Annotated in this window: 18 protein-coding genes; 13 read left to right on the top strand and 5 right to left on the bottom strand. The window is 62.0% G+C overall.

All coding sequences use genetic code 11. The features are described from left to right. Nucleotides 1-36: 36 nt before the first annotated feature. Nucleotides 37-618, bottom strand: coding sequence for a TetR/AcrR family transcriptional regulator (locus KF707C_RS19310; protein WP_036990879.1), 582 nt, complete (start codon nt 616-618; stop codon nt 37-39). 513 nt (nt 619-1,131) lie between these two features. Here KF707C_RS19310 and KF707C_RS19305 point away from each other — a divergent pair. The 8 genes from KF707C_RS19305 (at nt 1,132) to ltrA (ending at nt 10,913) form a co-directional block, all read left to right on the top strand. Then, complete coding sequence (locus KF707C_RS19305) at nt 1,132-2,019, top strand: phytanoyl-CoA dioxygenase family protein (protein WP_003448259.1); 888 nt, start codon at nt 1,132-1,134, stop codon at nt 2,017-2,019. A 181-nt stretch (nt 2,020-2,200) separates the two neighbouring features. Further along, on the top strand, nt 2,201-3,178 hold the full coding sequence (locus tag KF707C_RS19300) for an NAD(P)-dependent oxidoreductase (protein WP_003448257.1): 978 nt from the start codon (nt 2,201-2,203) through the stop codon (nt 3,176-3,178). 138 nt (nt 3,179-3,316) lie between these two features. Next, entirely contained in the window at nt 3,317-4,297 is a 981-nt protein-coding gene (locus tag KF707C_RS19295; RefSeq protein ID WP_003448256.1) for an aminotransferase class IV, read from the top strand. Between the two features lie 304 nt (nt 4,298-4,601). After that, nucleotides 4,602-6,002 (top strand): NAD(P)/FAD-dependent oxidoreductase, encoded by a 1,401-nt coding sequence (locus tag KF707C_RS19290; protein ID WP_003448253.1) that lies wholly within the window; start codon nt 4,602-4,604, stop codon nt 6,000-6,002. 175 nt (nt 6,003-6,177) lie between these two features. Then, the gene (locus tag KF707C_RS19285; RefSeq protein ID WP_036990876.1) at nt 6,178-7,656 is read left to right on the top strand and encodes a flavin monoamine oxidase family protein; all 1,479 of its coding nucleotides are present in this window, start codon (nt 6,178-6,180) and stop codon (nt 7,654-7,656) included. A 9-nt stretch (nt 7,657-7,665) separates the two neighbouring features. Beyond that, the gene (locus KF707C_RS19280) at nt 7,666-8,322 is read left to right on the top strand and encodes a c-type cytochrome (RefSeq protein ID WP_003448250.1); all 657 of its coding nucleotides are present in this window, start codon (nt 7,666-7,668) and stop codon (nt 8,320-8,322) included. 35 nt (nt 8,323-8,357) lie between these two features. Next, nucleotides 8,358-9,020, top strand: coding sequence for a hypothetical protein (locus KF707C_RS19275; protein ID WP_081608018.1), 663 nt, complete (start codon nt 8,358-8,360; stop codon nt 9,018-9,020). Between the two features lie 597 nt (nt 9,021-9,617). Further along, nucleotides 9,618-10,913, top strand: a complete 1,296-nt coding sequence (gene ltrA, locus KF707C_RS19265) for a group II intron reverse transcriptase/maturase (RefSeq protein WP_003448247.1) — start codon at nt 9,618-9,620, stop codon at nt 10,911-10,913. 276 nt (nt 10,914-11,189) lie between these two features. On the opposite strand, the gene KF707C_RS19260 is transcribed toward ltrA, so the two are convergent. After that, nucleotides 11,190-12,059 (bottom strand): phytanoyl-CoA dioxygenase family protein, encoded by an 870-nt coding sequence (locus KF707C_RS19260; RefSeq protein ID WP_036990874.1) that lies wholly within the window; start codon nt 12,057-12,059, stop codon nt 11,190-11,192. A 317-nt stretch (nt 12,060-12,376) separates the two neighbouring features. Between KF707C_RS19260 and KF707C_RS19255 the strand changes: the two genes are divergently transcribed. After that, nucleotides 12,377-13,576 (top strand): PucR family transcriptional regulator, encoded by a 1,200-nt coding sequence (locus KF707C_RS19255; RefSeq protein ID WP_036990872.1) that lies wholly within the window; start codon nt 12,377-12,379, stop codon nt 13,574-13,576. 137 nt (nt 13,577-13,713) lie between these two features. Here the strand turns inward: KF707C_RS19255 and KF707C_RS19250 are convergent, their stop codons facing one another. Both KF707C_RS19250 and qhpR read right to left on the bottom strand, forming a co-directional pair. After that, nucleotides 13,714-14,781, bottom strand: coding sequence for an AraC family transcriptional regulator (locus tag KF707C_RS19250; RefSeq protein ID WP_003448241.1), 1,068 nt, complete (start codon nt 14,779-14,781; stop codon nt 13,714-13,716). A gap of 48 nt (nt 14,782-14,829) precedes the next feature. Then, complete coding sequence (gene qhpR / locus KF707C_RS19245) at nt 14,830-15,915, bottom strand: AraC-like transcriptional regulator QhpR (protein WP_069776278.1); 1,086 nt, start codon at nt 15,913-15,915, stop codon at nt 14,830-14,832. 245 nt (nt 15,916-16,160) lie between these two features. Here qhpR and KF707C_RS19240 point away from each other — a divergent pair, with 245 nt between their 5' ends. Beyond that, entirely contained in the window at nt 16,161-16,307 is a 147-nt protein-coding gene (locus KF707C_RS19240) for a hypothetical protein (protein WP_003448238.1), read from the top strand. A 169-nt stretch (nt 16,308-16,476) separates the two neighbouring features. On the opposite strand, the gene KF707C_RS19235 is transcribed toward KF707C_RS19240, so the two are convergent. Then, on the bottom strand, nt 16,477-17,058 hold the full coding sequence (locus tag KF707C_RS19235) for a TetR/AcrR family transcriptional regulator (RefSeq protein ID WP_036990869.1): 582 nt from the start codon (nt 17,056-17,058) through the stop codon (nt 16,477-16,479). Nucleotides 17,059-17,511: 453 nt separating this feature from the next. On the opposite strand from KF707C_RS19235, the gene KF707C_RS19230 reads away from it, so the two are divergent. From KF707C_RS19230 to KF707C_RS19220, 3 genes are read left to right on the top strand one after another with little or no spacing between them, the layout of a single operon-like run. Further along, entirely contained in the window at nt 17,512-18,933 is a 1,422-nt protein-coding gene (locus KF707C_RS19230) for a DUF1329 domain-containing protein (RefSeq protein ID WP_003448236.1), read from the top strand. Nucleotides 18,934-18,954: 21 nt separating this feature from the next. Next, on the top strand, nt 18,955-20,628 hold the full coding sequence (locus tag KF707C_RS19225) for a DUF1302 domain-containing protein (protein WP_003448235.1): 1,674 nt from the start codon (nt 18,955-18,957) through the stop codon (nt 20,626-20,628). 53 nt (nt 20,629-20,681) lie between these two features. Continuing rightward, the gene (locus KF707C_RS19220; protein ID WP_003448232.1) at nt 20,682-23,054 is read left to right on the top strand and encodes an efflux RND transporter permease subunit; all 2,373 of its coding nucleotides are present in this window, start codon (nt 20,682-20,684) and stop codon (nt 23,052-23,054) included. Nucleotides 23,055-23,057 lie beyond the last annotated feature (3 nt).

Below are 23,057 nucleotides of genomic sequence, written 5' to 3'. Positions count from 1 at the left end.
GCGCGTCGCAGTGGGCCTTCGGCGATGGCCGCGGGCTCAGTAGCTGGCCACCAGCAGTTTCATCGCCCGGCAGGCCGTCTCGGTTTCCTCCTCCAGGCGTTTCAGGTCGCCATGGCCGGACCAGGCGAGCAACAGGCCGTCGAAGAGGTTGATGAGCAGGCGGCTGATGGCCGGCAGCGTGGCCTGGTCCAGTTGGGAACCGGTGATCCGTTCGATCGACCGCTCCGTTGCCTCGCCGGCCATGGCGTAGATCTTGTTGGCCATTTCCGGGTTGTTGCGCAGGGTCCAGAAGAACAGCTCGGATTGCGTCGTGGCCACTTCGGGGTGAGCGCTGAACCATTTGACCAGCTGGCGCAGCATCTCCGCCGTGGATTCCGCGGCGGAGGTGCCGACCGGCACCTGCTCCAGGGCTTGCTGGGGCAAGTTGAACAGCGACTCGTAGACGGCATAGAAGAGCTCGTCCTTGGTATGGAACACGTAGTGCAGTGAGGCAAGTGGGGAGTTTGCCGCTGCTGCGATACGCCGCGTCGTCGCATTGGCTACCCCATGCTCCGCAATCACTTTCACAGTGGCTTCTATGAAGTCCTGTCTGCGCAGTTCAGCGCCTATTCTGGCCATAAGGCAATCTCCTTTCTACGGCTATGCCGCCTGCTATCCGGCTCGGCGTCGACGGTGGCGGATGCTACCGCATGGCCGCTCGCCGAGTCATGAACCCCCGTCAATCAACACCCGAGCGGTCGAGCGTCGAGGCTTGTCACCGATGCCTTCCTGCGCACCATTAAAGGTAACGACTGTTTCGTGAATACCCAGTTTGGTGCGCCATGCGGAACAGGTCAGTGCGCGAATTGGGTACGAACGTATCACCCAGTCTGGCTCGCGAACGGCGTAACCATTTGATTCTCGCGCTGTTGCGTCGGTCCTCTTAGGTTTGGCACATCCCTTGCTGTTGATCAAGTGACTTGTTCAAATGATTCTGTCTGCTGATCAGAGTATCCGGGACCGCCCGCAACGGCTTCCAGAGCGCTCAGGCAGACAGCCAGGGCGCCACGAGGGCCCGCAGAAGCGGGGCCCGGTGCGGCGCAGGTTTCTCGGGCTTTTCACACCATCAAACCCACTAAGTCAGGTGTACAAATGGAAACGAAGAAACTCACCACGTTGGACAGCAGTGAGTCTGTCGAACGAGTGGTCGAAGTCATCCAGCGCGATGGCGGCGTGATCATCTCGAACTTCATTTCAGACCAGGCACTGCAAGCGCTCAGAGCCGAGCTCGACCTCTACCTGAATGAAACGCCTTATGGCGAGGATGCCTACTTCGCGGGCGCCCAGACTCGGCGTGTCGCCCGCCTCATCGCGCGAAGCGATGCGGCAGTGAGCATTGCGCTGCATCCGCTGTTCATCGAGTCGGCCCAGAAGATCCTGCAAACCCCGACCCATGTATGGAGCGGAAGTGAGCGAATCGAGGTAGCGCCAAACATTCAACTCAGCTTCACCCAGGCCATCCAGATCTGTCCGGGACAAGGCTTGCAACCCCTGCATCGCGATGACGCCACCTCGCTCTGGCGACATCCGCAGTACGGCCGCGAGGCCCGGCTGCAAATGATGCTGGCCGTTTCCGACTTCACCGAAGAGAACGGCGCCACCCGCGTCATTCCTGGCAGCCACACTTGGGACGACGAGCGTATGCCCACCCAGGAAGAAACGGTCCCTGCGGAGATGTCGGCCGGTTCGGCCCTGTTCTGGATCGGTTCGGTTTACCACGGCGGCGGCGCCAACAACTCCGATCGACCAAGGACCGGGCTCTCCATGGCCTATGACCTGGCATTCCTGCGCTCGGAAGAAAATCACCTGCTTTCCATTCCGATCGAGCGCGTCCGGGAACTTCCGGAAGAAATGCAGCAACTGCTCGGCTGGAGCGCAAGCAGGACCTTCCTGGGGTGGGTGGAAATCGACGGGCAGATGCGAGACCCGCGCGAGTTGCTGGGTATGCCCTCGTTCAAGGAAGTCGGGAAAGGATTCTGAGGAAGTCTGGAGCCAGTGGGGCGGAAGGGCCATGAACTGAAGCGCGGTCGGCGGATGCTTCGAAGCGTTCAGGGAAGAACTCTCCAGGTTTCTGCCGCCGCCCGCGTGATGGCCCAGTCCAGCACCGCTCATGGACCCGGCTCCGCAACTGCGGAAATGCGTAAACGAAGAGGATTGCACTGTGCGCGAAAATGATGACGGCCGATCCGGCTTTGATGTGTCCGTGCTGGGGCTTGGGGCCATGGGAACGATCATGGTGCGAGCGCTCCTCAAGCAAGGGAAACGCGTGGCGATCTGGAATCGATCTCCCGGCAAGGCCGAGGGGCTTGTCGCCGCAGGCGCCCACCTCTGCGAATCCGCGGCAATCGCCCTGGCGGCGAGCCCGGTTGCGATCCTCGTGCTTCTGGACGACACCGCGGTACAGGAGATGCTTGGGGCGGATGGCGTGGGTCAAGCACTCGCCAACTGCACGATAGTCAACTTCTCCACGGGCTCGAAAGAGGACAGCCTGGCGCTTCAGGCACTCGTCAATCGTGCTGGCGGCCATTACGTCAAAGGGATGATCGTGGCCTATCCGCGCAATGTCGGTCATCCCGAGAGCTACTGCATCTATACCAGCGAGCGTGAAGCCTTCGAGCGGCATCGGGAGCTGCTCGAAGTGCTCGCCGGACATGCGGTGTTCCTTCCCTGGGATGAAGCGCTTGCGTTCGGGACCATGCTCCACGCGTATTCATTCGCCGCGATGGTTGCCTTTTACGAAGCCGTGGGCGCGAGCCGGCACTTTGGGATGTCCGCGCCGAAGATGGCTCGGCTTCTATCCGACGCTTCGCGTTTCCTCATCTCCGATGCGCTTGAAGACGCCGTGCGCCGGCTCGAGGAAGGGGATTTCGCGGGCGATCAGGCGACGCTCGATGTGCATGCAAGTGCCTTTGAATACATTGCCGAGTCCATGCATGCCTGCGGTGCGCGGACCCCGGTCTTCGACGCGGTGTGCCAGGTGGTACAGCGCGCGCAATCCATGGGGTACGGCGATCAGGACGTCTCGGCCACCACCCAGTTTTTCGCGGCCGAGGTTCCCGACTGTGCGGACTCCCCGGCCCCTCCCGAATTCGACACATCCCAATGCTCAGGCGCCGCAGTTGGATCCGCGACGCCATAAGGCATGCGCCCATGCGAGCTCGGTGATTGAAGCCCGGCCGCTGTGTCCAGGGCAGTTCGCATCGCTCGATCGACACGGTCGCGAGGGGGCATCACGCCGCACCTAACGTCAACTGAAGTTAAACAGTGAGGGTCTACCGTGGAAATTATTCAAGCTGAACACATTATGCATAACGACCCAGCTCATATCCGGCTGGAGCACGATCCCAAGTACGCTCACGGATCGGCCTTTATCAATGGTGTCTACTGCAGCATAGATGAAGCGGCTATTCCGATTACCGATACCGGCTTCATTCACGCCGATGCTGCCTATGATGTTGTCAGCGCCAGCAAGGGCTTCATTTTTCGACTTGAGGATCACCTCGCACGCTTTGAAAAAGCCTGTGAGAAGTTTCTCCTGAACAACCCTTACAGCAACTCCCAGACAGCGGAAATCCTGACCAACCTGGTCAAGCTGGCCGGCACCAGAGAGGCGTATATCTGGTGGTGCGTGACGCGCGGTCAGACGCCGGCAAATCGCGGTGACCTCGGTGCCTACAAGAACTGCTTCTACGCCTTCGTCGTTCCCTATGCCTACATTGCGAACGATGAAGTGCGATCCCGCGGTATCGACCTGATGGTCAGCCAGAAATACATTCGTATTCCGCCAAAAGCAGTGGACCCGACGGCCAAGAACTTCCACTGGATGGACATGAAGCTGTCCCTGGTCGAGGCGATGCAGAATGGCTGTGACTGGTCCGTGCTGTGCGATGCGGAGGGCTACCTGACTGAGGCGCCCGGCTCCAATATTTTCGTTATCAAGGACGGCACACTCTTCACTCCGGACAGCGGTTGCCTGGAGGGAATTACCCGCAAGACCACCCTGGAACTCGCCGAGGAGATCGGGATGCCGACTCGTGTCGAGCGGGTGCATGTCGATCAGTTGCGCGAAGCTGATGAAGCCTTCCTGACCTCAACGGCCGGCGGCATCATGCCGATCAACAGCGTTGACGGAAAACTGCTGGGGGGCGTGGCCGGGCCTGGCGAACAGGTCACCCAGCTCCACAACCTGTATTGGGAAAGGCGCTGGGCTGGCTGGTTGGGTACTCCGGTCGACTATCGCGAGCCGGCGACTGTGTAAACGCCTGAGGGGATGGCCCCCACGCCATCGTTCCACGGGTGGGCCATCTCCCGCATTGCGGCTCAGCGGCCCCAGGTGCTGGCTGGCCGATTGAGCGGCCAATCCCCCTGGCGCGCCATTGCCGCATTTGATCCCTCCCGCCACCCGCGCCTGGCCGACCAGGCGCGGGTGCGCGCTGCCCTGGCTGCACTGCGTTGTTCTGAATTTGTATAACAAATATTAAGATAACAAGTGTTGCTCAAAATAAGGCGCAGCGTTACAGTGCTGTGAAACAAGAAGCCGTCCCCGCTCAGGAGCGCAGCGCATGAGTCCCAGAAACGAAGCGATCACCCGTAACTCCGGATCGATGCGGTTCCGCCGCATTGGCGGGTGGGTGGAGCAACCGGGTGATCTGCAGCCGCAACTGGAAGGCCATGCCAGCGCCGATGTCATAGTGGTCGGGGCCGGTTTTGCCGGCCTGTCCACGGCGCTGGAGCTGACCGCTCGCGGTGCCAGCGTCATCGTCCTCGAGCAGGAGTTCGGCGGCTTCGGCGCCAGCGGGCGTAATGCCGGCTATCTGCTCGGCAGCATGGGGATCGAGTTCGAACTCTTCGTCAAGCGCGTCGGCGTTGAACATGCGAGGAAGTTCATCCGCTTCTACGACGAGGCTGTGTGCTATGTGGAGAGGCGGCTGGTCGAGCTGGGCATCGATTGCGACTACAACCCTTCCGGCGTCATCCGGGCTGCCGTGCATGAAGCGCAGGAAAAGTGGCTGCGCAGGAGCATGGAGCTCGGTCTTGAGCTGGGTTCCGTCACTCGTTTCGTGGACCAGGCCGAGATGCGGGCGCGTGGTATTCCGCCAGCCTTCCTGTTCGGCTGCGAGCAGCGCGGCGGCACGCTGAACCCGGGGAAGTACGTGAGCGGGTTGCGTCGTGCGGCGATCCGAGCTGGGGTGAAGCTGTACGAAAAAACTCCACTGCTCTCCTACAGCGAAGGGCCGACCATCACCTGCAAGACCGCTCGCGGCACCGCAAGCGCACCCGTCATGGTGCTGGCGACCAATGCCTACACGCCACAGTTGGGTCTGCTGCGCGACAAGGTTGCGCCGATACGGGTCTCGGCGATTGAAACCCAGCCGCTGTCGCCGGAGCAGCTGGCGTCGCTCGGCTGGCATGGCCGGGAGGGCATCATCACGCCGCACCTGACCATGGAGAGTCACCGTCTGACGGCGCACAACACCCTGGTGCTGACGGTCAAGAAGTTGAACTACGTCTACGGCTCGAAGACCCCCAACGTGCCGGATAACGGCGCCTATGACGCATTGGCGCAGACGCTGCGTGAGCGCTACCCCTTCCTGCGAGGCCTTGGTATCCAGCACTGCTGGAGTGGATACGTCAGCGTGGCATATGACGCGCTGCCTGTGGTCGGCGCAATCGGGGCGCAGCAGAACATCTTCCATGTGGCGGGGTGCTCGGGACATGGTCTTGCCACCCATTCGTTCATGGGGCAACTGCTTGCCGAGAAGATCAACGGTGTCGAGAACGCACACCTGACGGCGTTGCGCCACAAGACGCCTTCCACACTCCCTGAGCCATTCCAGTGGTGTGCCCTGAAAGCCGCTTTCGCAGCGACCAGGCAGTATGACGAATGGACGAACCGCAAGGCTCGTAAAGCCGCCGCCCGGAACTCGGCGATAGCCCTGTCTGATGCCGTCAAACTTCCATGACTCTGTCGTGAAGGCTGGAGGGTGAACCCGTGGGAATTTCAAGTATTTATTTCGAATGACTATCTGATAGTTGTTCCTCCGTTCAGGCGAATAAAGATGCTGCTCGCAACTACTGCGTCGGTCGAACTGCTTGTTGGCTAATTAAAGTTAAATAATGATTGCGTGAGATAATAAAATGACCAAGAAACCCACGTATGACACCCAGCTGAACTCAAAGCGCAGGCAATTATTGAAACTTGCCGGAGCCTCGGTGGCTGTGGGAAGTCTCGGTCTGAAAGTGGGACTGGCGCATGCCAATACGCCCACCGGTGATGCGGGGGATGTCCTGGATGTCGCCATCATCGGCGCCGGCCTGGCCGGATTGACCGCCGCCAGGGACCTGCTCCAGGCGGGCAACCCGTCTTTCGTGGTCCTGGAAGCCAGGGACAGGGTCGGAGGACGTACCCTCAACTTCGATGCCGGTGGCGGACATATATCCGAGGTGGGCGGCCAGTGGATCGGCCCCGGCCAGACGGCGATAGCGGACCTCGCGCGGCAGCTGGATGTGGGGACCTTCCCGTCGTACTACGAAGGACGCTCGGTCATCATGGCGGGGGACGGACGACTCGAGATCGACCTCGAGGGCACCTTCGGTTCCGACCTGCCCGTGGCCAGCAAGCTGAGCGAGATGTCCCGCGAAGTACCCTCGGGGGCTCCGTGGAAATCACCCCGGGCTGCAGAGTGGGACAAACTCTCGGTCGGCGATTGGCTGACTCAGCAGAACGTCAAGCCGGAGAACCGACTGGGCTGGGATACCACCGTAACCATTACCGGTGGGGTCCCCGTGCAGAAAATGGGGCTTCTGCATTACCTGTCGATGATCAACTCGGCCAGTTGCCAATACGAAATCCTCGATTCGATGAAGGACAGCGCACAAGGCACGCGCCTGGTCGGTGGTTCGCAGATTCTCAGTATCAGGATGGCCGAGCGACTGGGCGACAAGGTGCGTCTGCAGTGCCCTGTCCGCAAGATCTCCAACTGGGATGGCGAGGTCGTGAGCCTGCATACGGATCAGGGGCTCATCCGCGCGCGGAAGGTCATAGTCGCCATCCATCCTGCCCTCTGCAACCAGGTCCAGTTCGAGCCGGCCCTTCCGGCGGCCCGCGCGGCGCTGCAACGCGCCTGGCCCGCGCATTCTCCGGGGCGCAAGGCCGCCATGGTGTATTCCCGGCCGTTCTGGCGGGAGAAGGGCATGAGCGGACAAATCATGATGGCGGAAGGTCCCCTTGCCTGGGCCTACGACAATTCACCGCCCAATGGCGAGATCGGCATCATCAATGCCTTCCTCTCCAACGCCAATGTGCCGTCGGACCCTGAAAGGGCAAAGCGCATCCTGATGGAGGTGTTCGCCCAGGCCTGGGGCGACGAAGCGTTGCAGCCCGTGGCCTATCACGATCACGACTGGAAGTTCAGCGACCCCTGGACGATCACCTGCGTCTCGGCCATTCCTCCGGGCTTCTGGAGCACTCATGGCGAGGCGCTGCGCCCGCAGTGCGGCAATCTGTTCTGGTCCGGTACCGAAACCGCCGATATCTGGGCGGGCTACATGGATGGCGCCGTGCGCTCCGGCCATCACAGCGCGCTGCAGGTGCTCAATGCCCTGCGTCAGGCGTAGGAGATAGAAATGAAGAAGATGATCGCCTTGTGTTGCGTCGCAGTCCTTGTCGGGCTGCTGGCTTTCTACGGTCGGGATGCGCTCGACCTCTATCGCCTGATGAGTTTCATGGACACCACTACCCAGGCCAGGGACGCCGATGAGGGGGCCTGGCCACGTCTGACCGAGGCCTGCGTCGGCTGTCATGGTCGCCAGGGACGTTCGCAGAACCAGCATTATCCGAACCTGGCCGGCCAGCCCGCAGCCTACGTGGCGGCTCAACTGAAACGCTTTGCCAGCGGGGAGCGTGCCAGTCCGACCATGGCACCGCTGGCCATGACCCTGAGCGAGACCGAGATCGAGTTCCTGGCGGCTTACTACGCCAGGCAGTCCGCCACTGCCAACCAGACCTTCGAGCCGGACGCCCAGTTGCGGGCGAAGGGCGAGGAGCTGGTGACCAGCGGGGCCTGCGCCGCTTGTCATGGCGAAGGACTGATGGGGCACGAACAGTTCCCTCGTCTGGCAGGGCAGGGATACGACTACCTGCTGGCACAACTCGATGCTTTTGCCCAGGGCGGGCGGAAGGATCCGTCGGGCGCAATGACGGCGGTCGTCTCGACCTTGTCCGAGGGGGATCGCAAATCACTGGCCCAATATCTTGCATCGCTCGCTCCTGCGGCGAACTGATGCATTGAATTAAATACTTGATAGAGGCTGTCGTTATGCAAGTCATAGATATCCTTGCGCTTGTTTCGTGTCTTTTGTTGGCTCTTTCCGGATGGGTCTATGGGGCAAAGTTCATCAGGAGAAAGAATTATCTGCTAGGTCTGGAGTGGTGGGTCGTCGGTTTCTCTGCGTCGAATTTCCTCGTATTCATCGCGACGAGCTCCGAGTTCAACTACGGTATTTCGCTCTTCCTTGATTCCTTCTCCAGAAGCTTCGGCATGCCGATCATCGCCACCCTCGGCCTGATGGCGGTTACCCATAATTACAAGCCTTCGCTTATGAAGGACCTCATGCTGTTTGCGGCGGCATTCGCCGGTACATGCTTCGTGTACCTGTCTGATTCGTTTGACGAGCCGCGCCCTTACTTCTACGTGATCATGTGGTCGGGCTACTCGATTTATCTGTCTTACTTCATCGTGCAACTGATGCGTGCGGGAGAAGGCATGCACGCCCTGGCTACCGCAGTGGGGGCGGCAGTTCTCCTGGCCGTGGCGATCACCTATGACTTCTTCCCGATCCCGGGCGACGACACCCACATGATTTTCATGACCTGGGCCTTCTTCACCTGGTCCTATTCGGCGATCCAGATGTATTACGCCTACTGTGCATTGGAGCGTGCGAAGGGCGTGTCTTCCCGATCGTTCGTACCTGCTCGCTAGTCGCGCCGTTGTTCGCGAAGTGGTTCGTGGTTGGGGCGCGGAGCTGGCGCCTCACCGCGAGCCTCGTCTCTTCCAGGCAGCGAACACCCGATACTCCAGAGCGGGCCAAAAGCCCGCTCCTTTGCCGCCCTTCGGGGCGGTATTTTTTGTGCGCCCAGCATGGGCGCAATCTTGTGGGTGAGAGTCCCGCCGTGAGTTGACCACAGCGAACGAAGTGAAGCGCAACTGCATGAGGGTGACCGAGTGTGGGGAGGAAGCGTGGAGCGAAGCCGCGAGCCGATGAACAAGAACCGGATAGAAGGCGATGCCGACCAGGGCGAGCGGGCAAAAAGCCGCGAAGCCCTCGTGGTCAAAGGGCGGCGGCGTAGATCCGGCGGTTGTGCGGTGAAGGATTGCGTTCTTACCTGGGGAGATCTCGCCTTGTGCCTGAAAGGGCGACGGCGGCAGCCGGAGCGAGAAGTCAGCAGAGGCCGTAGTAGTTGTTTTTTGACGAAGGGCCGAACGAGAGAGAGCGCCGGAGGCCATCTTGATGCGACATGACCGGAAGTCAGATGCCCGCCAAACGCGGGGCGGACGCCGACGAGAAACGGTGAAGCCGTGAATCGCGCCGTCAGCGACGAGGCATTGCGCCCGCAAGGTGATCCCGAAAGCGCAGGGCAAGGGCTGCTGCAACGCGCCCTTGCGAGAGGCAACCTGCAGCGCGCCTGGAAAAGGGTCAAGGCCAACAAGGGGGCGGCGGGTGTCGACGGTCTGGACATTGAACAGACGGCCGAGCACCTGCTGACCGCGTGGGCCGGGATTCGCCATAGGCTGTTGTCAGGGACGTATCGGCCCAGTCCGGTACGCCGCGTGGTGATTCCCAAGCCGGATGGTGGCGAACGCGAGCTGGGCATTCCGACGGTCACCGACCGCCTGATCCAGCAAGCGCTGCTGCAAGTCTTGCAGCCACTCCTTGATCCCACCTTCAGTGAACACAGCTACGGTTTTCGCCCTGGCCGTAACGCCCACGGCGCGATCCTCGCGGCGCAGCGTTATGTCGCGTCAGGGCGTCGGATCGTGGTGGATGTGGACCTGGAGAAGTTCTTCGATCGGGTCGATCACGACATCCTGATTGATCGTTTAAGCCAACGGATTGCGGACCGGTCGGTGATCCGGCTGGTGCGCGCGTATCTGGATGCCGGAACGCTGAAGGCTGGTGTGGTCGAGAAAAGCCGCTGCGGGGCGCCGCAAGGCGGCCCGCTGTCGCCGTTACTGGCGAATGTGCTGCTGGACGAAGTGGATCGGGAGTTGGAGCGAAGAGGCCACTGTTTCGTGCGCTATGCCGATGATGCGAACGTCTACGTCCGCAGCGTCAAGGCGGGTGAACGGGTGATGGCCTGGCTAAAGCGCCTGTATGGGCGGCTGCACTTGAGCGTCAATGAGCGCAAGAGTGCGGTGGTCAGCGCGTTTGGCCGGAGATTCCTCGGTTATGCCCTTTGGCAGACCTCGAACGCCGAGGTTCGGCGCGGGGTGTCGATGAAGGCGCGGGAAACGTTCAAGCAACGAGTCAGGCAACTGACCCGCCGGTCCGGTGGCTGCAGCCTGGCTGATGTGGCCGGGAAACTGCGCAGCTACCTCTTGGGATGGAAAGGGTATTTCGGGCTGGCACAAACCCCCCGAATCTGGCGAGCGCTGGACGAGTGGATACGCCGCCGTCTGCGTGCCCTTCACCTCAAGCACTGGCGCCGTGGCAAGACGACCTACCGGGAGCTACTCCGCCTTGGAGCCAGTCCCCAGGTGGCGCAATCGGTGGCAGCGCTGAGCCGCCGCTGGTGGCATAACAGCCTTTCCGCCGTGCACCGCGTGCTGACGACTGCCTACTTTGACCGTCTCGGCGTGCCACGCCTCTCCTGACCTCAATCCCTCGAACCGCCCGGTGCGGACCCGCATGCCGGGTGGTGTGGCAGGGGAGCGGCCTGTGAAGGCCGCCCCCTATGCCGATTGCGCTCGAAAACTGCGCTCGTCAGGCGCTGAGGGCCCGGTAACGTCCGGCACATGGAGTTGCTGGCTCGGGCCGGCGCGCCTGCCAGCAGGTTCGAGGCAGGGGCATGGCGAAGGGGAAGCGGTATTTGAGGGAGTCAGTGGAGAGGGCTGACGCCTGATCGGCCCTCCCCGCACTGACCCTGTTCGTCAGAGCTTGAGATAGTCCGCCAGATCGGCGTAGTTGTGTTGCCAGAGGCCCGGACTGCCGTTGGGGTACTGAGAGCGGAAGCCGATGATCTTCTGAACGCGAGGGGAGAGGGTTCTGGCCACCTCCATAGGGACGATCAGCGGATAGGCTTCTTCGGGCGTGAGAATCGACGCCTGCATCGGAATCGTCAGCCCGCGACGGTACTGATCGGTCGTGACGTTGGCGCCACCACCATGAACGACCTTGCCGCCGAACAGCACGGCATCACCGGCTTTCAACTCGGCAGGGATTGTCATCTCTGGCGACCCCACATCTTCGAAGTCATCCCAGTGCTGACTGCCGGGAATCACTCGCGTAGCGCCGTTTTCCTCGGTGAAGTCGGTGAGGGCCAGCATCAGGTTGGTGATGGCACGCGGCGCATGCTTGTTCATGGCGACAAAGGGCTGATACTGGGCCATGTCGCGATGCAGCATTTGCGCTTTATTGCCAGGCCCGATTTCTATCAGTTGGGCGGTTGTCAGCCACCAGTCGCCACACTCCGGCTCGTAAAGCGCGCGGCCCATTTCGTGAAAGAGGTCGTCATCGAGGATTTCCTCACGAAAGGTCTTGCTATGTGTGATCAGGTTGGTAAGTCGTTTGGTGTGATGACCATGAAACTCTGCAATCAACTCGTGTTCGTGCTTGGAACCCGCATCCAGCGCTGAAAGCGGCGCTTCGAGTTCCGCGTTTATTCGCACTACCTGTTCATCGGTCATGAAGTTTCGGATGATGACCGCTCCAACTTCGTCGCAAAGCCGGACAATCTCTTCCGCGGGAGTTGATCGGCTCACAATTGGCAGGCTTGGTCTTGAATCTCGATGGTTGGACATTGACAACACTCCGAACAGGTAGGGAAAGAAACGGTTCGTGTCCGGGCATGTTCATCGCCAGCACTCATCGACTGGCACTGCTGAACGAGCCCTTCACTACGATCTCGGCTGCTCCAATGCCAAAGAAACATGGGGAGAAAACGTGCCTCCTTGTGATGGTTCCTGGGCTCAAGCAGCCACTTCATGCTATTTTTTCCACTGCCTTGCGGTAAGGTACAAAATGCACACCTTATCCGGCTCTTTTTGATTGATTTGCACCTTCCATGACCAGCACTCCACCTCTCTGGCCACGCCCTTCCGAAGCCGTTCGTGAGCTCATGCGCAAAGGCGCCGAGATCGCCCAGGGCCTGCCGCCGGAGTGGGTTGAGCACCTGAATCAATCGATCTTCGCTACACCGGACGATGCGAGCGTGCGGGAGGACCCGGTTATCCTGGCGTCTTGCCGGCGAGCCAATCGGGCAGAGTTGCTGCATTGGGCGAACGCGAACCTGCAGCGCCCCGGAGAACCGGTGGAGCCCTACGTTTCCACCGACATGGTGGATACGGCCAGGGAGCTGGCCCGCCGGGGCATGTCCGAACTCCTGCTGAATACCGCGAGGGCTGCACAGAACACAGCCTGGGAGCTCTGGATGAAGATGGCGTTCAGCCTGACTCAGGATCCTGAGGAGCTTGCGGAACTGCTGGAGGTCTCGTCGCGTTCGATCTCAGCGTTCATCGACAGCAACATGCGTCTGGTGACCCAGATCATGCTGGACGAAAAGAACGCCCAGGCCCGCGACGAGCATATCGACAAGCGCAGCCTGGTCAGTCGACTGCTCGATGGCAGAGAGGTGGATACCGGGCAGATCGGCAGGCAACTGGGCTATTCCCTCTCCCAGAAGCACTGTGCCTGCCTCGTCTGGAGCGAAAGCCCGGACGCCGAAATCCGCCCGCTGGAGGACGCGGCCCACGCGCTGGCTCGCCTCACCGGAGCCGCAGAGCCCCTCATGGTGTTCGCGGGTTCCGCGACCCTGTGGGTCTGGAGCGGCGCAGCGAAACCGCTGGACCTGAATCGGCTGCAGGGCATCGCCCAACAGTTTCCGGGCGTCCGCGCAGCAATCGGCTCCCCAGGGGCGGGGCTGAACGGCTTCCGTCGCTCGCACCTGGAAGCGCTGGCCACGCAGAGACTGATGGGGCGGTTGGCTGGCGCACCCTCCGTAGCCAGCATCGATCAGGTGCGGATGGTCTCCCTGATGACGCAGGACGACCGTGCGGCCAGGCAGTTCGTCGCGAGCATGCTGGGGCGGCTGGCGACGGAGTCCACTGTCCTTCAGCGCTCGCTGCACGCATTCCTGGCCCATGGCTGCAACATCACCCAGACCGCCGAAGCACTAGGTACGCACCGCAACACCCTGTTGCGTCGGCTGGAGCGCGCCCAGGACCTGTTGCCCGTCCCGCTTGCCGACCACCGCATTCAGATCGCCGCAGCGCTTGAGCTGCTGATCTGGAGCACCCCGCTGAATGGCGACGAACGGTAGTCGCCGCCGAACGGTGGCTTCAACGACTGGATTCAAAGGCCGCCTGGCCATTCAGGCGGGCCATCCTCCACGAACGGATGACTGCGGAATTCTCCGGCGAGAAGCTGCCGGGGCTTCAGGCGAAGCGCCTGGCCGCGTCAATGCTCGGCGCCAGAGCGCCCGATGCGCAGGAGACGGGGTTGGCGTTTGATGCCGTGTTTCCTTTGCCATTCCAGGGGGCTCATTCCGAACCATCGATTGAATGCGCGATTGAATCCGCTGGGGTTCGAATAGCCGAGCAGCCCGGACATCTGAGCCATGCTGATCGAGGGGTCGGCGAGGCACTGGCCCGCCATTTCCTGTCGGGTTTCATCCAGGAGCCGTTGGAAGGACGTGCCTTCCTGTGCCAGCCAGTGTTGCAGCGTGCGCGGGTGAATGGCCAGGCAATCGGCGATCTTCTCGATCGTCGCGCGCCCGGAGGGCAGGAGATGGCGCAGCAGTTGCCTGACATAGCTGGGCAGTTCGTCAGCCGCGAGGCGCTCGATCCTGCTCATGTGGTCGGCGATCAAGCGGTGCAGCGTTTCATTCGCCGAGCTCAAGGGCAGCGACAGGTCGGACGAATCGAACTCTGTCTCGGAGCAGCGCGCACCGAAAGTCGGTATCAGACCCAGGGCCTGCAGGTAGTGCGACTCATCCTGGAGCGGCAGATGTCTGAGCCGGATCGCTCTGGGCTGCCAGCCGCTTCCCGCGAGCGTCCGCATCAACTGCAAGCCGATTCCGCATGACGACTCTTCGACCTGGCTCACCCCGGGCACGTCGCGCTCGTTCGGGCTGTAGCTGAGGCGCGCTCGCCCGTCTTCGATGTCGAGCCCTATTTCGGCATCGTTGAAGTACAGCGAATAGCTCGCCCGCAGTTCGGCCAGGGCATCGCCTACCGTCCGGGCGTTTCGTATCAGATAAAACAACTCGCCGAAGACATCGACACCTTGATGGAGCCCGAACTGCAGGCCGAACAGGGGATTGCCGGAGCATCGGGCGCACAGCTCGAGCAGACCGCTGAATCTGCGGTAGGACAGGATTCCGTCCTGCCGGCGCAGGATGTCCTGGGGTATCGATGCGCGCTGGAGCATTTCGACCGGATTGAGGCCCTGGCGGTTGGCGAACTCACCGAAGCCAACAAGGCCGATGGCTCGAATCAATGGCGTGAACGGCATGCGTTTGTGCATTCGGGGCGGCCTGTCATCCGGATGATCGGCGGGTTAGCTGCGGCACGGTCACCCGGTGCCACTGGCGCTGTCGGGTAACACCGGCTGCCCGGTCATGACGTCAGGCGCTGCCTCACCCGGGCCGGGGATGGCGATCCGTTGCGTTTGCCGATGGCGTTGTTTCCACTTCTGGGGACTCATGCCGTTCCAGCGGCTGAAGGCTCGGGAGAATGCGCTGAGATCGGCATAGCCCAGCAGTTCCGAAAGCTGGGTCAGGCTCACGGAGGAGTCGCGCATGTAACGAGCCGCCATCGATTGCCGTGTCTGGTCCAGCAGTTTTTGAAAGCTGGTGCCTTCCGCGTGCAGATAGCGTTGCAGACTCCGAGGACTGATCTTCATCTGCTCCGCGACGTGTTCGATGGTGACCTGGCCGCTGGGAAGCCGCCTGCGCAACAGCTTTCCCACATAGGGAGGCAGTTCCTGCAGGGTGATCTGGGCCAGCTCACCGATATGGCGGCTGGCCAGTTCATGGAATCCCGCATCGATGGCACTCAGGGGAGACTCCAGCAGGGATTCGTCGAATACCCACGCATTGACCGGGCTGTCAAAGTGCGGCGTGACGCCGAGCAACTGTCGGTAAGCGCTGGGTTTTTCCGCTACCGGATGCCGCAAATGCAATCCGAGTGGTTTCCAGGGATGCCCCAGCAGACCCTGGATGAGCCGCGCGGAGATGCCCATGGCCAACTCCACGGTCTGCCTCACCGCAATGGCGTCACCGTCGGTTACATCGTAGAGCAGTCGTGCGGTGCCGCCCTGTCGTTCGAGATGGAGGTCCGCCCCGGTGCTGTGAAAATGGAAGTACCGGGTCAACGCCTCGAGTACCTGGCCCAAGGTGCCGGTGCTTCTGATCACGTACAGCAAGCTGCCCAGCGCCTGAGGGCCCTGGTGGAGACCGAGTTGCAATCCGAACAACGGGTTGTGCGAGCGCTTCGCGCACAGCTCCAGCAATGCGACGAACTCGGTACCGGAGATCAAGCCGTCCACGGCGTCGCTGGGGAGTCCGACTTCAGCCAGGACGGCCTGTGGTTCGAGTCCCTGGCTGATGGCGAACTTATCGAATCCCAACAGGGCGATGCCACGGACAAGAGAAGCCATTTCGATGCCCAGGTGATGGATACGGCGCGGTGCAAGGCTGCGGCCGCGGTTGAAGGGGAGGGGAGCGTGCCTCCTCGGGTAGTGGTCCGCCGACGATACTACATCAGCCGGAGGCGCCTTCCCGGACCCTCCCGCATCAAGCGGGAATTGGTAATTTTTTGGCGCGATCTGTCAAGCGCTTGCGTGCGCCAGTGTCCAGACTTCAGCCCACCAATAATAAAAAGCACCCATGCTGGAGGTTCGCGATGCGTCGCTTCCTGTTCGTTTGTGTCACCCTCGCCGTGGTCCTGAGCACCCTCTACGCACTGAAGCCCACGCATCCGAATCGGGCGGTCGACCCGCGTATCGGGCACCCGGTAGCCAGCATCGGTGACGTCTTCAGGCACTACTGAGCCGTGGCGATGAATGCCTGAACTTCCGGGGGCCTGGCCGCAGCGCCACCCCCGCCAACCCACGAATCCCGCGCGTCAACCCTGATGAGCCCCAGACCCAGCGCGGGCCGGCAGGGTTCGCGTCGGCCGCTCCAACGAGCCCCTGAGGTCGGGACGGGGGCGGGCGGGCTCAGTGGTTCTCCACCAGCAACGCCAGTGCCCGGCAGGCCGTCCTGGTCTCTTCTTTCAGCCGCTCCACGTCGCCATGGGCAAACCAGGCGACGAGCAGGCCATCGGTCATCTGGATGAGCAAGCGGCTGACCGAAGCCAGAAAAGCCTTGTCCAGTCGCGGGCCCACAGCCCGCTCAATGGCCTTTTCCGTCATCTCGGTGGCCGTCGTGTAGATCCGGTTCGCCAGTTCGGGCTTGTTGCGCATGGTCCAGAGGAACAGCTCGGATTGCGTGCGAGCCATTTCGGGGTTGGCGGTGAACCATTCGATCAACCGGCGCAGCACCTCCGCCACGGTTTCAGCGGGCGTGGCGCCGGGAGGTAGATGCTCCATGGCCTCCTGCGGCATGTTGAAGAGCGACTCGTAGACCGCATAGAAAAGGTCGTCTTTCGTGTGGAATACATAGTGCAGCGATGCCAATGGGGAGCCTGCCGCGGCGGCAATGCGCCGAGTCGTTGCATCGGCCACCCCATGTTCGGCAATCACTCTGACAGTCGCCTCTACGAAGTCCTGTCTGCGCAGTTCGGCACCTACTCTGGCCATGTCTGAGTCATCTCCATTCTTGCAGCGCTGCCGCTGCGGTCTCGGCGTCAATGTCGCCGGATGCTACAGGATCATCGTTCGTCGAGACATGGGCGGGTCTTCGGCGGTGCGACTAAGTTGTAAACAGGTCCTGCATTTGCCCTCTCTCCGGTGACCCCTGATCCCGGTATATCTTCGTAACACGTGTTCCGTAAATTCCCAAAATGGTGCGGCCTGCTGACACGCACTGGTGCGCTCTTGAGGTGACAGGTATCGCCGATCAGGTGCTTAATTTTCATAACGAGCTGATAAATAAAGAGATTTTCAGTTTCTTGGCGTTTGGCATGTGGCTTGCTTTGTAGTCATCGGACTTGTTCATTTGATCATGTCACTTGATTAAGAAAATGCGGCACAAGCCGATCCTTCCCTCCAGGAAGGTCGCGCCGCCGGTCAACGCCCCGTGAGGACCTTCCAATGAATGAAGTGATTGAGCGCCCAGAAGTCGGCATTTCCACCCGCCGTGGCGTCAGGCATCTGCTCGTGGCCATTGCGGCATCGACTGCAATCTGTTCGGTTCAGGCTGCGGAGAAGGATCCTGCATTGCTGGGTACGAAGCTGACCCCGCTGGGCGGCGAGGTCGCGGCAAGTGCCGATGGGGTGATCCCGGCCTGGACGCCACCTGGCCAGCAGGACGTGGGTTGGAGCTACGGCCAGATACGTGGCCAGCATTGGAAGTTCAAGGACGACAAGCCGCAGTTCAGCATCGACGCCAACAACGTCTCGCAGCACGCAAGCAAGCTTTCGCCCGGCCAGCTTGAGCTGTTCAAGAAGATTCCAGGCTATCGCATGGATGTCTATCCGACCCGCCGTAGCTGTGGCGCTCCCGATTTCGTGGCCGAGAATACGAAGAAGAACGTCGGTTTCGCCAGCCTGGACGCCGAGGGGCTGGCGTTGCAGGAGGCGCATGTTCCCGGCGTGCCGTTCCCCATGCCGACGACCGGCGCCGAGGTCATGTGGAACATGAAGATGCGCTACCGCGGCGTTGGCGTCGACATTCCCAAGAGCATCGCCGGGATCTCCCCGCGCAAGGGGGGAGGGGATTGGCTGCGCATCTCGAATGATCTGTCCTTCTTTACCCCTTGGGGCGAGAAGGGGAGTGCACTGTTCTCTTCCGTAGGCCGGCTGGAAAACGCCACTTACTTTTCCTTCCTGGAGCCGGCTGCCCTGGCGGGGCAGGCTGCCGTGGGAACCGTCACAGCCGGAGAGCAGTCGGCCACCTTCTATTATTTCCCTGGTCAGCGTCGTGTACGGCGCATGCCCGCCTACTCCTACGACGCCCCGCAGATCGGCATGGATAACCAGTACACCGTCGATGAAGCGAACATCTTCTTCGGTCCCCTGGATCGCTTCGGCTGGACGCTGGTCGGCAAGCAGGAGTTGATCGTGCCCTACAACGCCTTTGGCGCCTACGACACGTCCGCCAAGTTCGATGAGGTCGCCCAGGACGATTCGCTCGTGCCCGAGTCGCGTCGCTACGAACTGCATCGTGTGTGGGTCGTCGAGGCCAATGTCCGCCAGGGCATGCGCCACCAGGCGCCGAAGCGCCTGTTCTATATCGACGAGGACAGCTGGAACGCCGTGATGGCCGTCGACTACGACAAGCAAGGGCAGATCTGGAAGGTACGCGAGGGATTCCCGATTCCTGTGTACGAGACCGGTGCTTGCGACACGCAGGCCCTGGTGCAGTACAACCTGGCGGACGGCCGTTACCTTTTCGACCTGGGCACCATCGGCGCTGGCAAGGATCTCCGCTGGCTGACCGAGAGCGAAGGCAACCCGCGGCATAAGCGCGATTTCTACACCTCCGACAACCTGCGGACCATCAGCGAGCGCTAATTGCGAATCTCGGGAGCCGACATGAAAAGAACAATCGCTAAAGCATCGGGTCTGGTCATCGCCTGCACAGCGCCGCTGGCCATGGGCTTCACCTTCGAGACGGAGAATATCCGTGGCTCGTTCGATTCCACCATTGGCTGGGGCATGGGGGTGCGCACCCAGTCTCAGGGCTGCGATCTGGTCAACGCCGGTGCCACTGGCAGCAGTGCGCCTGGCTGTCTGGATCCGACCGTCTCCGGGATCGGCGATCAGGGCAACCTCAACTACGACAAGGGCGACCTGTTCACCCACTACGTCAAGGGCGTTCACGAACTGGTATTGAAGTTCCCCGAGGACTTCACCTTCATGGCGCGCGGCAGCTGGAAGCGCGACTTCGCCGCCACCGACACCACCGGCGCGCTGGCTGCGGAAACCCAGTTCCGGCAGGCCATGGGCTCGGACATCGGCAGTGACGGGCTGACCGACGACGCCCGCGACGACCTGGAGTTCAAGGCGCGCCTGCTCGATCTGTGGGTGAGCAAGAGCTTCGATGTGGGGGACCAGCGGGTCCGCGCGCGCCTGGGCAACCAGGTGATCAACTGGGGCGAGAGTCTGTTCGCGGTGGGCGGTATCAACGCCACCAACGCCTACGACTTCCAGGCACTGTCGAGCCCGGGGGTGCAGCTCAAGGAGGCCGTGCTGCCGGCGCCGATGCTCAGCGTCGCCACCGGGCTGGGCCATGGCGTGAACGTCGAGGCCTACTACCAGTTCGCCTGGAACAAGAGTGAACTGCCGCCGGTGGGCAGCTACTGGTCGACCACCCATGCGCTTGGTGAAGGCCTGGAGGCTTACGGCTTCGACGACAAGGATGCTCGCGACAGCGGTCAATGGGGCCTCTCGGTGCGCTGGCAGCCGGAGGACAGCGACGTCAACTACGGTTTCTACGTGATGCGCTATCACGACAAGCTGCCGTCGCTGAGTTACAACCAGGCCACCTTCGCGCCCACCTGGGTCTATCCGGAAGACCGCATGCTCTACGGCATCAGCGCCAACCTGCCGGTCGGCGACTGGGCCGTGGGCACCGAGCTGTCCTATCGGCCCAAGGAGGCCGTACCGCTCAACCCCCTGCCTGGCCTTGCATTCGGCCCCGCGCCTTGTTCGGGGCGGGGCGGGGAGTGCTGGAAGGACACCAAGAAATTCCAGTGGCACCTGACCGGCATCTACAGCATGACCAACGCCAACTCTCCGGACCTCCTCGAGTTCACCGGGGCCAGCACCGGTACCCTGCTGTCGGAACTGGTGCTGGTGAAGTATCCGGGGCTGCACGACAGCTACGATGGCGAGCTGGTCGCCCCCGGGGCCAACACCTGGGTCGAGGACCTGTCGCAGTTCCCGCCCAAGTCCCACGGCGACGCGACCTCCTCGGGGATCCACCTCGACTTCAGCCTGACCTATGACAGCACCCTGATCCCGGGCTGGACCGTGACCCCGGGCATCTACTACCAGCAGTCGCTGGGCAATGGGCGCACGCCATCGGTCTATTCGACCTACTCCCGCGATGCCAGCTCGATGAACCTGTACCTGAACTTCGTGCGCAACCCGGGTAACTGGCAGGTCAGCCTGAACTACGCGAAGTTCAACGATGGCGACACCTCTTACGACCAACTGCTGCGTGATCGCGATTACGTCGGCGTGGCGATTTCGCACTCGATGTGAGGCATGCAGTGAATACTCCAGTTGTAGATGGGTCCGCTAAGGGAGGGCGTGGCGTGCTGCCACGCCTGGAGGCTTGGCTGTTTCGCCAGCGCCGGCTGGTGCTGGTGTTGCTCGCTCTCTTCACCTTGGGCATGGCCTGGTTTGCCATTCAGCTGCGCATGGACGCCGGCTTCGAGAAGCAGTTGCCCATAGGCCATGAATACGTCGAGACCTTCCAGGCCTACCGCACCGACCTGATCGGTGCCAATCGCCTGACGATTGTGGTCAAGGCCCGCGACGGCTCGATCTGGAACGTGGCGGGGCTCAAGCGGCTGTACGACGTGACCCAGGCGGTGACCTTCCTGCCCGGGGTCTCGCGCAGCAGCGTGCAGTCGCTGTGGACGCCCAACTCCTTCGTCAACGAGATCACCGAGGAGGGCTTTCGCGCCGATCCGCTGATCCCCGGCACCGTGACGCCCGAGCGTCTCGACCAGGGGGTCGTCGACAAGATCGCCAACTCCACGGCCCAGGGCGGTTTCATCGGCACCCTGGTGGCGCGCGATCAGAGCAGCGCGATGATCACCGCCGAGCTCAACGAGCTCGACGAAAATGGCCAGCAGCTGGATTACGTGGCCTACAACCAGGTGCTGGAGCAGCAGATCCGCGCGCAGTTCGAGGACGAGGCGTTCGAGATCCAGATCATTGGCTTCGCCAAGCAGATTGGCGATATCGCCGATGGTGCCTCCGCGGTTCTGGAGTTCTGCCTGCTGGCGCTGCTGCTGACCGCCGCGGCGGTCTACTGGTATTGCCATTCCGTGCGCTTCACCCTGCTGGCGCTGGGTTGCTCGCTGACCTCGCTGATCTGGCAGTTCGGCAGCCTGCGCCTGCTTGGCTACGGCCTCGATCCCCTCGCCGTGCTGGTGCCCTTCCTGGTGTTCGCCATCGGTGTGTCCCATGGCGTGCAGCAGATCAACTACATCGTGCGGGAAATCGCCTGCGGCAAGAGCGCCGAGGAGGCTGCGCGCTCCAGCTTCAGTGGCCTGCTGATTCCGGGCACGCTGGCCCTGGTGACGGCCTTCGTGTCCTTCGTCACCCTGCTGCTGATCCCGATTCCGATGGTGCGCGAACTGGCCATTACCGCATCGCTCGGCGTGGCCTACAAGATCATCACCAACCTGGTGATGCTGCCGCTGGTGGCGTCGATGCTGAAGGTGGAGGGCAGCTACGCGGTCGCCGAGGAGGTTTCCCGCGAGCGCCGCGCGCGTTGGCTGCATGGGCTGGCGCGGCTCGCCGAATGGCGCAACGCCCAGGTCGTGCTTGGTGTCGCCGTGCTCGTCTTCATTGCGGCGGTCTGGCAGAGCCATGACCGGGTTGTCGGCACGCTGCAGGCCGGTGCGCCGGAGCTGCGCGAGGACGCCCGTTTCAACCGCGATGCGGTGTCCATCGCCGGCAGCTACGACATCGGTCTGGACTGGCTCAGCGTGGTGTTCGAGGTCAGCCCTGACGCGTCGGGCGAGGTGCCGCCCGGCGCCTGCGAGAACGTCGCCCTGGGGCAGTACCAGGACAACTTCGTATGGGCCATGCAGGGCGTTCCCGGAGTGTTGTCGGTCGCCTCGTTCTCCACCCTCATGCGCCAGTACAACGAGGGTTACAACGAGGGGAATCCAAAGATGAGTGCGGTCCCCATCGATCCGCTGAACTACTCCGCACTGGCTACCGAGGTGGCGCGGGTTGCAGGAATCATGCGTTCCGATTGCAGCATGACCGCCGTGCATCTGTACCTGGCGGATCACAAGGCGACGACCATCAACCGGGTGCTCGAGGCGGCCAAGGCGTTTCGCGCCAAATATTCCATGCCGGGCGTCACCATGCGTCTCGCCTCGGGCAACGCCGGTGTCCTGGCGGCCATCAACGAGGAGGTGGAAAAAAGCGAGACGCCCATGCTGCTGTACGTCTACGCCGCCATCGCGCTGCTGGTGCTCGTCGTCTATCGCGACCTGCGAGCGGTGCTGGTGTGCTGCCTGCCCCTGACCATCGGCACCTTCATCGGCTACTGGTTCATGAAGGAACTGCAGATCGGCCTGACCATCGCCACCTTGCCGGTGATGGTGCTGGCGGTGGGTATCGGCGTCGATTACGCCTTCTACATCTACAACCGCCTGCAACTGCACCAGGCCCACGGCCAGCCGATCACCAAGGCCGTCGAGCACGCCCTGCTGGAGGTCGGCGTGGCGACCATCTTCACCGCGATCACACTGGCGATCGGCGTCGCGACCTGGGCGTTCTCCGATCTCAAGTTCCAGGCCGACATGGGCAAGCTGCTCGCCTTCATGTTCATGGTCAACATGATCATGGCCATGACCGTGCTGCCGGCCTTCGCCGTCTGGCTGGAGCGGGTGTTCCCGCGCAAGCGCCCCGTGCGCATGGTCGGCGCGCTGGCGCACTGAGGA

This window comes from Pseudomonas furukawaii (assembly GCF_002355475.1).
Classification (GTDB): Bacteria; Pseudomonadota; Gammaproteobacteria; order Pseudomonadales; family Pseudomonadaceae; genus Metapseudomonas; species Metapseudomonas furukawaii.
Note: the sequence above shows the minus strand (reverse complement) of the source record. Positions and strands in the feature narration are given on the sequence as shown.

Coding starts and splice junctions, on each gene's coding strand:
- KF707C_RS19310 (WP_036990879.1), bottom strand. CDS start 618: ATGGCCAGAATAGGCGCTGAACTGCGCAGACAGGACTTCATAGAAGCC.
- KF707C_RS19305 (WP_003448259.1), top strand. CDS start 1,132: ATGGAAACGAAGAAACTCACCACGTTGGACAGCAGTGAGTCTGTCGAA.
- KF707C_RS19290 (WP_003448253.1), top strand. CDS start 4,602: ATGAGTCCCAGAAACGAAGCGATCACCCGTAACTCCGGATCGATGCGG.
- KF707C_RS19285 (WP_036990876.1), top strand. CDS start 6,178: ATGACCAAGAAACCCACGTATGACACCCAGCTGAACTCAAAGCGCAGG.
- KF707C_RS19280 (WP_003448250.1), top strand. CDS start 7,666: ATGAAGAAGATGATCGCCTTGTGTTGCGTCGCAGTCCTTGTCGGGCTG.
- KF707C_RS19275 (WP_081608018.1), top strand. CDS start 8,358: ATGCAAGTCATAGATATCCTTGCGCTTGTTTCGTGTCTTTTGTTGGCT.
- KF707C_RS19260 (WP_036990874.1), bottom strand. CDS start 12,059: ATGTCCAACCATCGAGATTCAAGACCAAGCCTGCCAATTGTGAGCCGA.
- KF707C_RS19255 (WP_036990872.1), top strand. CDS start 12,377: ATGCGCAAAGGCGCCGAGATCGCCCAGGGCCTGCCGCCGGAGTGGGTT.
- KF707C_RS19250 (WP_003448241.1), bottom strand. CDS start 14,781: ATGCACAAACGCATGCCGTTCACGCCATTGATTCGAGCCATCGGCCTT.
- qhpR (WP_069776278.1), bottom strand. CDS start 15,915: ATGGCTTCTCTTGTCCGTGGCATCGCCCTGTTGGGATTCGATAAGTTC.
- KF707C_RS19240 (WP_003448238.1), top strand. CDS start 16,161: ATGCGTCGCTTCCTGTTCGTTTGTGTCACCCTCGCCGTGGTCCTGAGC.
- KF707C_RS19235 (WP_036990869.1), bottom strand. CDS start 17,058: ATGGCCAGAGTAGGTGCCGAACTGCGCAGACAGGACTTCGTAGAGGCG.
- KF707C_RS19230 (WP_003448236.1), top strand. CDS start 17,512: ATGAATGAAGTGATTGAGCGCCCAGAAGTCGGCATTTCCACCCGCCGT.
- KF707C_RS19225 (WP_003448235.1), top strand. CDS start 18,955: ATGAAAAGAACAATCGCTAAAGCATCGGGTCTGGTCATCGCCTGCACA.